This window comes from Brevibacillus sp. FIR094 (assembly GCF_050477165.1).
In the GTDB taxonomy this organism is placed as follows: Bacteria; Bacillota; Bacilli; order Brevibacillales; family Brevibacillaceae; genus Brevibacillus.
This window is the reverse complement of sequence record NZ_JBEAES010000025.1, coordinates 68,468-79,947: the sequence shown is the minus strand read 5'-3', so window position 1 is coordinate 79,947 and position 11,480 is coordinate 68,468. Positions and strand designations below refer to the sequence as shown.

The 11,480-nt window shown below is 39.3% G+C and carries 11 protein-coding genes and 2 pseudogenes; 6 read left to right on the top strand and 7 right to left on the bottom strand.

Annotated features, from left to right (window positions below; all coding sequences use genetic code 11):
* Together ACQ5DJ_RS21075 and ACQ5DJ_RS21070 are read left to right on the top strand one after the other, a co-directional pair.
* Positions 1 to 479 (top strand): annotated as a pseudogene (locus ACQ5DJ_RS21075) (hypothetical protein); the annotation flags it as partial.
* 416 nt (positions 480 to 895) lie between these two features.
* Complete coding sequence (locus ACQ5DJ_RS21070; RefSeq protein ID WP_429844151.1) at positions 896 to 1,723, top strand: RNA ligase family protein; 828 nt, start codon at positions 896 to 898, stop codon at positions 1,721 to 1,723.
* A 158-nt stretch (positions 1,724 to 1,881) separates the two neighbouring features.
* Here ACQ5DJ_RS21070 and ACQ5DJ_RS21065 read toward each other — a convergent pair whose 3' ends face one another.
* Complete coding sequence (locus ACQ5DJ_RS21065; protein WP_429844150.1) at positions 1,882 to 2,574, bottom strand: hypothetical protein; 693 nt, start codon at positions 2,572 to 2,574, stop codon at positions 1,882 to 1,884.
* A gap of 111 nt (positions 2,575 to 2,685) precedes the next feature.
* Between ACQ5DJ_RS21065 and ACQ5DJ_RS21060 the strand changes: the two genes are divergently transcribed.
* A complete protein-coding gene (locus ACQ5DJ_RS21060; protein WP_429844149.1) occupies positions 2,686 to 3,459 on the top strand; it encodes a M23 family metallopeptidase in 774 nt (257 codons plus the stop codon).
* A gap of 201 nt (positions 3,460 to 3,660) precedes the next feature.
* Here the strand turns inward: ACQ5DJ_RS21060 and ACQ5DJ_RS21055 are convergent, their stop codons facing one another.
* Positions 3,661 to 4,542 carry a discoidin domain-containing protein gene (locus tag ACQ5DJ_RS21055; protein WP_429844148.1) on the bottom strand — a complete coding sequence of 294 codons (882 nt, stop codon included), beginning with the start codon at positions 4,540 to 4,542 and terminating at the stop codon, positions 3,661 to 3,663.
* Positions 4,543 to 4,827: 285 nt separating this feature from the next.
* On the opposite strand from ACQ5DJ_RS21055, the pseudogene ACQ5DJ_RS21050 reads away from it, so the two are divergent.
* Positions 4,828 to 5,118, top strand: a pseudogene (locus tag ACQ5DJ_RS21050) (sigma-70 family RNA polymerase sigma factor); the annotation flags it as partial.
* A 658-nt stretch (positions 5,119 to 5,776) separates the two neighbouring features.
* Here ACQ5DJ_RS21050 and ACQ5DJ_RS21045 read toward each other — a convergent pair.
* A complete protein-coding gene (locus ACQ5DJ_RS21045; protein WP_429844147.1) occupies positions 5,777 to 6,244 on the bottom strand; it encodes a hypothetical protein in 468 nt (155 codons plus the stop codon).
* Between the two features lie 593 nt (positions 6,245 to 6,837).
* Here ACQ5DJ_RS21045 and ACQ5DJ_RS21040 point away from each other — a divergent pair.
* Both ACQ5DJ_RS21040 and ACQ5DJ_RS21035 read left to right on the top strand, forming a co-directional pair.
* Positions 6,838 to 7,425, top strand: a complete 588-nt coding sequence (locus ACQ5DJ_RS21040; protein ID WP_429844146.1) for a hypothetical protein — start codon at positions 6,838 to 6,840, stop codon at positions 7,423 to 7,425.
* A gap of 75 nt (positions 7,426 to 7,500) precedes the next feature.
* Positions 7,501 to 7,662 carry a hypothetical protein gene (locus tag ACQ5DJ_RS21035; protein WP_429844145.1) on the top strand — a complete coding sequence of 54 codons (162 nt, stop codon included), beginning with the start codon at positions 7,501 to 7,503 and terminating at the stop codon, positions 7,660 to 7,662.
* 549 nt (positions 7,663 to 8,211) lie between these two features.
* Here ACQ5DJ_RS21035 and ACQ5DJ_RS21030 read toward each other — a convergent pair.
* The 4 genes from ACQ5DJ_RS21030 to ACQ5DJ_RS21015 all read right to left on the bottom strand — a co-directional run bounded on the left by ACQ5DJ_RS21030 (position 8,212) and on the right by ACQ5DJ_RS21015 (position 11,454).
* Positions 8,212 to 9,111, bottom strand: coding sequence for a discoidin domain-containing protein (locus tag ACQ5DJ_RS21030; protein WP_429844144.1), 900 nt, complete (start codon positions 9,109 to 9,111; stop codon positions 8,212 to 8,214).
* A gap of 200 nt (positions 9,112 to 9,311) precedes the next feature.
* Complete coding sequence (locus tag ACQ5DJ_RS21025) at positions 9,312 to 10,103, bottom strand: DUF2935 domain-containing protein (protein WP_429844143.1); 792 nt, start codon at positions 10,101 to 10,103, stop codon at positions 9,312 to 9,314.
* 210 nt (positions 10,104 to 10,313) lie between these two features.
* Positions 10,314 to 10,502: a hypothetical protein gene (locus ACQ5DJ_RS21020; protein ID WP_429844142.1), complete on the bottom strand. Its 189-nt coding sequence runs from the start codon at positions 10,500 to 10,502 to the stop codon at positions 10,314 to 10,316.
* Positions 10,503 to 10,647: 145 nt separating this feature from the next.
* Positions 10,648 to 11,454: a DUF2935 domain-containing protein gene (locus ACQ5DJ_RS21015; protein WP_429844141.1), complete on the bottom strand. Its 807-nt coding sequence runs from the start codon at positions 11,452 to 11,454 to the stop codon at positions 10,648 to 10,650.
* Positions 11,455 to 11,480 lie beyond the last annotated feature (26 nt).

The following is an 11,480-nucleotide window of genomic DNA, read 5'->3' as shown; positions in this document are numbered from 1 at the left end:
CTATCTTTTTTGGAGGAACGAATGCAGGCTTTCAAAGAATGGCTGGGTCCCCAGGCGCAGTTTCTAATGTTATTCCTTATGTTGTTGCAGGGCCTGGATCAATAGTTGGGTTCTCTGGTTCTATCAATGTCAATAACCTTGCTCCTGGAACTTATCTCTTTGAAATTAGCAAAAATGTTCCTAACAATGCAGCTAGTCCTCCTGCTGCTGACGTGGTCTCAACCATAACTCTAGTAACTACGGACACAATTACGGGCACCATTATCTTTTCAAGTCGCCCTTCAGATGGCGAAGGGGTTCCAACTAATAATGTTTTTGTATCTAACAATGCTCCTTATGTCTTGGCTCCTGCAACCATTTCTTGGACCAGTACCATTCCTGGAAATCCACTGCTTCGTAATGATGCTGTTAGTCTTTTTGCAAATCCTAACATTACACAAAGTGCAGTTTATACTGTTTACGTAAATACAATCATTTGAAAATTCAATATATTAACAGAATTAATGCCACTTAATGAAGTATGGGATGCGGATCGGTTACAATTACGCAAATTCCTGTCGAATTATGATCCAATGATGTAAGTGTCGAAGTTAATAACGTATTCAGACTGAAACTGTTGGCATAGCGAAATCTTGAAGGACAAAAATCACTACCAAATAAAACAGCGGTGCCTTGGACCAGAAAATAAACTCCTAGGCTCCCGGTATTTTATTGAACTAATTGACTTCAGCGGATTAAATCTGTCTTTCACCCTGATATTGTGTTCGTGAATCAGCCTCGCTTCCTTATCTTGGCGATTATTAAGTTAAACTGCCCGTTAGTTTAACGTTGCTGATGAAGTAATTACCAATTAATATTTTACGACTGATTGGTACAATTATAGCGGTGATGCTATATGGAATTTATATACCCGATGCTGCTCGAGCAAGCTGATAAACCATTTTCGGATGGACGTTACGTCTTCGAGCCTAAGATCGACGGCCACCGCCTGATCTTATCACGAAGTAATGGACAGACGCGCCTTTACACAAGGCATAACAACGATGTGACCTCGAAGTACCCAGAACTAATAACAGATGGTCCTGACATGATACTGGACGGTGAGCTGGCGGTGATGGACCCAGACACAGGCATTCCTGACTTTGAATTAACAATGTCACGATTCCAGTCGAGAAAGTCCCGTCTTCCGATATCCTACGTTGTATTCGATATCATACATTTTGATGGGGCCGACCTAAGAGGCCTTACCCTAATGGAGCGTAAAGCCGTATTAGATCGGGCAATATCGGATTCGCCGACCATGAGTAAAATAGCGTACATTGACGGACAAGGTGAGGACTTATGGGACGCAATTGCTGCTCGAAACATGGAGGGAATAGTCGCCAAGAGTAAAGACGGGCGATACCACTCGGATAAACGTACAAACGATTTCATAAAGGTAATCAACTACACGTATGCTGATGTCCATATTGCCGGCTGGCGTAAAAGTGACTTCGGATGGTTGGCACATTACAACGGTCGACCTGCAGGTGTCATCGAACTAGGTGTGCCTCCTACGCACAAGCAGGCGTTTTATGGAGTGGCGAAACAGTTGATTACTGGTGAGGATCGTGAGTATGTTTACGTTCAGCCTCAGATAAAGGCTCGCGTCAAAATGAGAAACTGGACAAAGAGTGGCATGCTACGATCGCCAGTATTCGTCGATTTTATTCTAGCTGGCTAGTAAACAACCCGTCCCTGTTTTAAGGAGACGGGTTGTTTACTGTGAAATGTTTATTTGTATCTGGAATCTGTGGGCAGACGAAAGAGACACTTTATTTGACCAAGATTTCAGAAAGTCGAAACCTTAAATCCTTTTTAAGCAATTTAACGTACATAGGTTTACTTTGTATCGACTGGTTTCATGTCGATCATCTCTAAAATTTCATCATAAGACATTTTTTTAATGACATTGTAGTCAAGCGCCCTGAGTATAAATTCACGACGTAATCTCTCTTGTTCATTTTTAGGCTCAGGAAGATTTTCTCCAGTAGCTATAGTGTTAAAACGAGGATTAAAAGTTTCCATGTAGTCGTCTGCGTTAAGTTCAACCCATACCTCTTTGGTTGTACCGTCTTTTAGTGTTAGAAGGTAACTTGCTTTAACGAGATAACCGTCATTATTGGAGTTTCTTTCAGCCATAATATTCTTTACATGTACTTCCTTTGCGGGAAGGATGCCTTTTTTCTGCATTTCCAAGTATGTTGCGAGCTCTTTATGGGTTGTAGATAATTCTTTCTTTACTAGTTCTTTTTCGTTTGGACGTAAATTCCAAGTGAGATAAAAATATGTATTCCATAAATCCTCTTCATTCTTTTGTGTAAATAATTGATGCCATTCAATCGTTAGTATTTCTGTCATTCGACTTAAGGTAGTGTCGTGGTTCTCTAATCGATCAAGAATATCTAGCTTTTTATTATAGTCTACGGATTGAGGCTGGGGACTTGCTTGCATGGATGACGCATTGTTACTAGTAGTACAGCCAGCTATTGAAACTACAGAAAGCAACAAGAATACTTTTAACTTTTTGTACATTTAAATCCCCACCTTTTTACATATTTATCATCTGAATTAATTGAAAATTTGGCAAAAAAATACTATAATCATATTGGTAATAATATACCATAAAATGAAAGGAATGGAAATATGAGAAAGATAAGGGCGGGTATTCTTGGTTTAGCTCTCGCAGTATCAGCTGTAGTTAGTGCTGGCAATGGAACAGCTTACGCAGAAGGGATAAATCCATACGACGATTTTAACTGGAGTTGGGTTACTACTGATAGTGAATTAAGTAGGGGATATTCTAAAAGTCATAAAGGAATGGATATTGCAGTAAATAAAGAGCCTGTATACAGTCCACAAAAAGGAACCGTATTAAGTGCAGGTTATTGGACAAGTGCAGGCAATTATGTGGCAATTGAAACAAGAGACAAGGACCCTGACACGAATACTAAACTAGTAATAAGGTTTCTTCATTTAAAATCCAAATCTGTATCTACGGGTGATTCTGTGAAGAAAGGAGAAGAAATTGCGGTATCAGGAAATACTGGTACAGATACTACTGGTCCTCATTTGCATATCGATATAAATAATGAAGGGGAGTATGATGGGAAGGATATTACCTATTCAAATACAATAGATCCTAAATACTTCTGGCCTCACTACTTTGATGGCCCGACCTTTGCGCCACATGAAGAGCATCAAACCGAAGAGCATCAAGCGGAAGATGAATTATTACATAAATTTGACAGTCAAGAATACTTTTTTGAAGACACCCTAATAAATTATGTAGGGGAAGAAGAATTTATGAAGTGGATTAATTCACAACCGTTGGAAGATCAAACCGTACCAAATTTTAAAAAGGCCTTTAATATCTCTGATGAAAAAGAAAAGGAATTAAAGCAACAAACTAGGGAATAGCTGCAGAAATTAGATAACCCAATGTCAAATGACAACCCGTCCCTGTTTTGAGGAGACGGGTTTGATTGTTTAAAAATCGTTTAATGGTTACACAAGTATATGTACGGTGAACCTTGGAAAGAGCAGAGGTTTGTTTAGGATTGATTGGATGAAAAGAGATGATGAGGCATCTTCCTGTTTTATAGGAGGTGACTCATCGTGTTATTTGGTATATTCCATAACTTCAAAGGATTGAATCTTGTTGAATGCTACATAATCTTTCCGAGCAGTAAATGGTCCCTTGTTAAAGTCCTTATCGAACATATATGTTTCTTTGCCACGTCCGTCTGCACGGCCATTATACCAGTCGATAAAGTCTTGTACTTCAAATGCAGATAGCTCAAATTCTTTCTCGAGTCCACTGATCATTTTAATAACAAGAAGAGCATTGTCACCAGTAGGTTCTGGAGTTGGGTCTGGAGTTGGGTCTGGATTTGGATCAGGATTAGGCTCAGGGTTAGGCTCTGGTTCTGGTGATTCACTAATTTTCGCCATCATTTCCATTTCTCCGATTGTGACAAATTTGGAGGAACCGTTGTTCTTTGTTACGTTTATGCGATATGCAAGATACTCAGTGTCGTTATCAAAAGTGAATTCCTTTTTTTGACCCATTGCCCAATCTTTAATGTTAGAACGTGTATCTAAAATTATCCAATCTGTGCCATTCGAACCCTCGAAAGTCCAATCTTTAGGGAGTTCCAATAGGTTATCAATATTATTAGCCCGAGGCTTTATCGTATACTTTTGAATCTTAGTTGGAGCAGAGAACTCATATGAAACCCATCCATAAAGCGTACTTTGAGCACTAGACCAACCATAGTCTGCATCTGAATCATTAAAAACATTAAAAGGTTGGTGGTTGTTCACGCTCCATATACTACTTGAACGTACTACACCGCTAGGTGAATTATTACTAGTCATCTTAGGAACTAAATCATTGGTATATTGATCTTCTGCATGACCAATGTTTTGACCAGAAAATAAAATAGCAGTGATTAGACCTATACTTACAAAAAGTTTACTACACGCCTTTACAAAATTCATAAAATCCTCCTTGAACTGTTAAAAATGGATAATATCACATAGGAATATATTACATTTCAATGAATTGAGCAAAACAGTTATAGGTATAAATTCAAATCAAAGGAATGCTCAGGGAAATGTTCATAAGGTGTTCAAGAAATAGCAAACCAGTCCCTGTTTTGAGGAGACGGGATTTTTTTATTTCTTGATTATTGGAACTATATTCATTTTGAGAATTTACTTCGACTATCGTGTGTACTTTTAAAAAGCGAAGCTTATATAGAATACAGATAAAGACATAGGGTGAATGAAATCACCTTAATCGACGTCCTTGGCACAGAAACCGACGAAGTGGTCGATGCTGTGCAGCTCAAGCTGGAGTCCAATAAAATTTATCAGCACATCCACATCCTCGATGAGCGAGAAAAAGAGGTCATCATCGGCAGATTTGGGCTGGATCAGGACAAAGAAAAGACACAGCGCGAAATTGCAAGGGAGCTGGGCATTTCTCGGTCGTATGTATCTCGTATCGAAAAGAGAGCGTTAATGAAGTTGTTTAATGAGTTTTATCGGACGAAACAGCCGCAGAATCGGTAGTTTTTTCGCAGTGGAGGACGCTATTTTGATGGAAGCATTTCGTAGTTCGTTCTCTGGAAAAAATGAGGTGAAGCCACTCGGATGCCGGGTGGCTTTTCTATTTGGTTGCTGATCAAAGCACAAATTACTTTTACAAAGAAGTAAACGCGGGGGAATCGATCAAGGAAACGATTAATACAAAAGAACGCATAGATTATACATTAAGCGATCTCCTCAAATCACTAAAAGCCCCTACTGCTGTCCAGTGCAGTAATGGAAAAAGTTAGAGGATCACCATCTGGATATTTAAAAGCTCTAAAAAACGACCAACCCGAATTACCGCCTACATGCGTGGTGATTTTTGCTGGTGTAAAGCCTTGAATGATTTCGGGTTTTTGATTGATATTCTCGACTTATTCCCTTCTGTTTATGAGGGTTTTCGTTCGAGCCTACACCGTGCGGGTGACTTTCATCGCACAAGGCGTTCCATCAACGTATAAGAAAGTTTTTACAATGGGCATTTTCATCCTATCAAACGCGTCTCACAAGAATCTCGCAAATGTTGAAGAGCGCTAAACAGCAAAAAAGCAGCATTTTACAAAACATTACAATTGTAATGTTAGAATGCAAGTGATTTAGAGGAACTGCTTTTAGCAGCCCTCTAAATCTTGCTACAAATCTACCACCAAGGACGCTCGCTCAAGGCAATGATATATTTCACATTGGGGTCAACTCTTATTGCATCTTGGGAAGAAACATGTATTTTAATTTTTTCGCCAGCGGGCAAATATACATACCAGGATTCGCGTCCAGTATCTTTAAACACTTGGTGTGTTGGACCACCAACACTCATATCACGAATCATATAGTCTAGGCTGCGATTTTGATAGGTGTCGAAATTAACATAAAATGTTTTTCCTTGGCCTGTGTCGTTTGTCCATTGAAAATAGTCATGATCCATTGGTCTTTCAAAATCTGGATATACTTTGTAAAGAGTACCTTCAAAACTATCCCCAATTCCTTGAAAATAATTCGGTGAGTCAAAACTATCAGTCTCTCTGGCATCACCCATAGCGAATGCTGACGATGACATGGAAAGTAGGCAAGTCGTAAGTCCAAGCGTTGAAATCAGTTTCTTTAACTTCATAAACAAAACATCCTAAAATTTGGTAATTACTATTTTGTAATTTACATTTGTTTCTAAAAAATGTAAATATCTTTTTTGTTACAAATCAGGGGAAAGAGATTGCATTTTAACATAAGAGAAATTGTGATGAGGTGAGGGAATGGGTATTAAAACGTATCCAGAGATGAATGCTCACATCAAAGATATTCTTGTATCATCTGGTACCCCAGTTGATACATATGCAGCTAAGAGAATTGAGGAACTTGAAAGAGGCGGCTTCGTGAGGCTTTAGAGAAAGTCGACATTCACATCCTTTCAACTAGCGATCCGGTTTCCCACATCATACAGACATTGAAAAATACGCTGCCTGAATACAAAGACTGGTGGGACATCAGGAAATAATGAAATGGCTGAAGTGTAGTAAAAGCCAGATCGTTCTGCCATTGTTTTGTTATCTGTCGGTACGATTTCAAGGAGAATTCGAAGTGTCTGCTTATTCTCTTCTCATGATTGTAACAAGAAAAAAATTCGGACATTTTTAAATAGTACGATTGTATTGTTTAAAAATGAGTGTTATGATGTCTTTGTGACTGGAATAAAATGGGAATCGGTGAATGGCATTAGTGAGCTTTGAGCTTATTCTTGGTGCGAGTTACACTGAAATTCATCATGATTACGATAAGACCAGTGCTCGAATGTCGGCTACCAGGTTCACTCCCTATCAACTTGCTTCTCTTCTGATGGCGGGTAAAAAGAAGATTAAGAAGGAGTGTTTTACGATGAAAAAGATTATGACTAGTTTAGCAACAGTGGCATTATTAACTTCAGCAGTGCCTGCATTTGCGCAAGAGGGACAGCAAACACCTGTAACCACTGCAACCACCCAAAATTCATCATCTAACGATTTATCAAAAGCTTCTGTCGATCAGCAAGAGTTTCAAGATATTGAAGTACGTTTTAATCATGTTCCAAATGTAGATAGATATAAGTGGGTTCGTTACAATGTAACCGATGGATATGAGGATATGACTGGTACTGCGTACACTACTAGCACTAAAATTTATAGTTTAAGTATTGGAAAACTGTACAGAATACATGCTTATGCTTTAGACCAAAACAATAATGTAATCGCAGTATCAAACGCGGTGGAAATTAGAGGGACAAGAGGTCAAGATACGGTTATTTATCTTGTGTTAAAATAATGGCTAACGGAATAGATAAACGAAAAAGCACCTCTTGGGTGCTTTTTTTATCGAGTAGGGAGAGATGTCAAGTTTGTGAAGATGAAGAATGGCAGTCGGTCGCATATGTTAGTTGATCAGCTCACATACATGGATGCAGGCATTTTGGTAAAGGTGTCACTTGTATGCCAGTCCACTAGCCAAGGCAGCGCGAACGCAGTCATTGCAAGTGTTCAAGCGTGTTTTCTACAAAAATGAACAATTTAATGAGGTGTTTATGCGTACTTTACGTTTTTTTAGTGCAGCAGGTGTAGCATTTCTTGTCAGTGCCATATTGTATATCATTAGTATGTTCACCTTCATTTCATATCAAGGTGTAGGAGTGGTTAACGCTTTAACTTCCTTGACATTTATGTTGGGGTTTTATTTACTACCGTTTTGCTATGTTGGATGCTTAATTGGAGAATTGGTATTTTCTTTTACATCCAAGATAGTAAACCGTTTTCTTGTAAATTTGATCTTTGTATTAACGGGCATCATGTATTCATATTTGGTACATAGGTTTATATTGCAGGGAAATTCTTTTGTATTTTATTTATGCATGTCAGTGTTGGGGTCAACATCTTTTTACTGGGCTCATTTTATTAACAATAGAAAAATTACTATACAACTTGCTGTAATACCAGGGTATGTAATCATTATGTTTTTGGTTGCATTGCTGTTTAACTAGTCTCTATTCTAAAGAGACTTTCTTAGTTAATAATTCGATGAGGCACCATCCTGTCTTAGAGGAGGTGCCTCATTGTATTATTTGGTATATTCCATGACTTCAAAGGATTGGATCTTACTGAATGCTACATAATCTTTTCTAGCAGTAAATGGCCCCTTGTTAAAGTCCTTATCGAACATATAGGTTTCTTTTCCACGACCGTCTGCACGACCATTATACCAGTCGATAAAGTCTTGAACTTCGGATGCAGTCAATTCAAACTCTTTCTCGAGTCCACTGATCATCTTGATAACAAGAAGTGCGTTATCACCGGATGGCTGAGGGTCTGGATTTGGATTAGGGTCTGGATTTGGGTCTGGATTAGGGTCTGGATTTGGATCTGGATCTGGGTCCGGATCTGGATTTGGCATCTCAGCATTTCCTTGCATGAATTCAATTTCACTAATTACGGTATGAGTATTGCCATGCCCATTATTGGCAGTAATATTTAAGCGATACGCTTTATATGGCTTGGAGTTAGCAAATGTAAATTCTCTTTTCTCACCAAGTGTCCATCCTGTTATATTCGTTTTTATGTCTAGGGGAATCCAGTTCGTACCATTCCAACCTTCAAACGTCCAAGTGGTAGGAGCTTCTAAATGTCTATATGTCATGTCAGAGGCTAATTTGATCGTATACTTTCCAACTACTGTTTCAGTTGGAAACTCATATCCCAAATAATATGGGAAACGACTAATATTGGCCGGATGCCAAGAGGTTTTTTCATCATCGTCGAAGGCTTTATAGGCATCATTTTCTGTATTCCAAATGTTATTCGCACTTGCGATGCCTGTAGGTGATGTGTTACTCGTCATAGTTGGAATTAAATCAACTGAGTTTTGATCTTCTGCATGCCCAATGCTTTGACCAGAAAATATAACAGAAAACATGAGTGCCAAACTAAAAATTTGCTTACGATATCCTTTTGCTAAAAACATCAAGCGCCTCCTTTAATTGTTAAAAATGGATAAATCGTCTATTTCCAATAAAAATATAGTATAGTTCTTTTGTTTATGCAAAACATTAAAAGGAATAAATTACAAATAAAAGTAGAAATCTGGGATTTTATTTAATTCGTTCAAGCAATACAAAACCCGTCCCTGTTTTATTGGAGACGGGTTATTCTTATTTCTGATAGCTACTTTGCGTGTGTAAGGGATACCTCAAAGGCATCTAAAATCTCTAGAAAATGCGAGGCTTCTCTAAATACATGGTCAGCGAGCAATGGGGGGATGATGCTCTTAATTTTGCATTCCTCAATCAGATCACGAGCAGTTTTTTTGAAGTCACGCAATTGACGGACGGATACGCGATTTTGATCCACAAATTGATTCAGTAGCGGTTTCGTTTGAGACTGGGGGCGCATGGAATCAAGATCCTGGGCTTGGAACAATAATTGATCAAAATCATGACTAAATTCTCTAGCTTGATCTACTAGCTTTCTTTCGGAAGGATCGAGCAAATGGTTAATAAATTTCGCATGGTCTGCCATGATTCGTAGGAAGAAGACATTCTCATTAATCACGGCATCAGGTAAGGGATCAAGATTTCCCGTATTCAGTTGTTCTAATCGATTCCGAAAATAGGCAGCCTCCCTACTTGTGTGATCGACCAAGAGAGGAAAGTTGTTACCACCGATTTTGCAACGAATAATGAGTCCGAGTACTTTGCGTTTAAAAGCCCAAATATAGGAAACGGCATTGTGAACGATTTGATTAAAGTCATAGATTCGTTGAGGATCTACGTCAGAAGAAAAGGCAAGGGCTTGGCTTTCAATTTCTTCAAAAATGCTGTAAAAGCGATCCGCCTCTTCAATCAATTTTGTGTCTTCGCAGTTAAAGCCCAATTTGAGAAACAGGGAGTGTTCTTTCATAATGCGAGACCAAAAACGTATTTCCTCTAACGAACGTTCAACAAAAGCATCAGTCATATAGTACCTCCGCATAAGGATTTGGGCAGATCATCGCCCATTTTCCACTTTTGATCACATATGATGTATGTCTATGCGTTTACCCAGTTTCGTGAATGGGCATGAGCACAGAATCCACATCTGAACCAAGCCCATTTCGCCATATGATTGTTTCGAGTGTTTTCTAGCTTGTCCCATAAAAAAAACTCCCAATAACGGGAGTTTTCCAAGTTAATAACGACGCATCGAATGCATTTGCGTTCTGTGGTGATGGGCCCGCATGCGATGGAAGTGTTCTCTTTCTCGAAAGATATGATGACGCATGCGATCATGGCGCTGTTGAAAAGCTAAAGAGCGATAACGTTCTGCTTGCCTCATGTGGTGATGCATTCGCTGCCTATGATGCTCAATCGGATCCATGACACATCCCCCTTAACGGTTGGTACTTTATAGGATATGAGGACAGCTTTCTGCTTGCTTATGCATGAGTGGATATCGCAAAGAAGGAATGAAAAAGAGGCGTAAAGCCTTTAGCTTTCGCCCGGTTCTGAACAAGGTTAATCTTTTACTCGATTCGCGGTCTGGTCGGGAAACAGTCTGGTGATTGCACGTTGGCAACCTCAGATAGCTTCATCAAATAGTAGCATTCTTCCCGAGACATATGGTCGGCCATGAGCGGAGAGAAAACTCCAAGTAATTCATCGCGCATCCGCATCTCTTCCAATTCATGCAAGAATACTTGAAAAAGCTTCATTTCCATTTCTGCTTGATGGTTAAAATGGCGTAGTGCCGGAAAGTTATTCAGGTTTGTTCGGAGATACCCGGCCAATTCCACCGCTTTTAGGTAAAAATGCTCGAACTTTTTGGTAAATTGTTCACTTTTATGCTGATAGTCTTTTTCCACCATGTCCAAAAGGGAAGTGATGGTGGCTGCATGCCCTACCGCATCAGAAAGCCAGAGGATGTGGAGATCTACCGGATGATTGGAAGGTGGCAAGCCTTTGGAGAGAAAAGCATGCAAAATTCGCTCGTATTCTTCTAGCTCATTGACCATGTGGTTCATAAACGTTGGAGGAAGGCTGATGGATATTTTACTGATGAGGTGCCTTTCTAAAATGTGGAGTTTAAAATCACGGAGTTGTTGGGTGAGTGCACTTGCTTGCTGGTTGAGTGTGTGTAGTTCATCGGAAGAGAGGTTTTGCCTAGCGTTATCCAGTAAGTTATCGAATGACACGATAAAGTATACGGCTCTTTCAATCTCCTGCTCTTCATTCGGAGCGAGTGATTGAAAAATAAAGCGGGCATGATCGCCCAGAATTTGTAGCCAGAAACGATGCTCAAACAACATACTTTCTCGCAATGGGTCGTTCACAGTTGTTCCCTCCTTACTCCACATCA

Bases quoted from the DNA above. Each gene is read 5' to 3' on its own strand.
- ACQ5DJ_RS21060 (WP_429844149.1), top strand. From the start codon at position 2,686: ATGAGAAAGATAAGGGCGGGTATTCTTGGTTTAGCTCTCGCAGTATCA.
- ACQ5DJ_RS21040 (WP_429844146.1), top strand. From the start codon at position 6,838: ATGGCATTAGTGAGCTTTGAGCTTATTCTTGGTGCGAGTTACACTGAA.
- ACQ5DJ_RS21065 (WP_429844150.1), bottom strand. From the start codon at position 2,574: ATGTACAAAAAGTTAAAAGTATTCTTGTTGCTTTCTGTAGTTTCAATA.
- ACQ5DJ_RS21020 (WP_429844142.1), bottom strand. From the start codon at position 10,502: ATGGATCCGATTGAGCATCATAGGCAGCGAATGCATCACCACATGAGG.
- ACQ5DJ_RS21045 (WP_429844147.1), bottom strand. From the start codon at position 6,244: ATGAAGTTAAAGAAACTGATTTCAACGCTTGGACTTACGACTTGCCTA.
- ACQ5DJ_RS21070 (WP_429844151.1), top strand. From the start codon at position 896: ATGGAATTTATATACCCGATGCTGCTCGAGCAAGCTGATAAACCATTT.
- ACQ5DJ_RS21055 (WP_429844148.1), bottom strand. From the start codon at position 4,542: ATGAATTTTGTAAAGGCGTGTAGTAAACTTTTTGTAAGTATAGGTCTA.
- ACQ5DJ_RS21025 (WP_429844143.1), bottom strand. From the start codon at position 10,103: ATGACTGATGCTTTTGTTGAACGTTCGTTAGAGGAAATACGTTTTTGG.
- ACQ5DJ_RS21030 (WP_429844144.1), bottom strand. From the start codon at position 9,111: ATGTTTTTAGCAAAAGGATATCGTAAGCAAATTTTTAGTTTGGCACTC.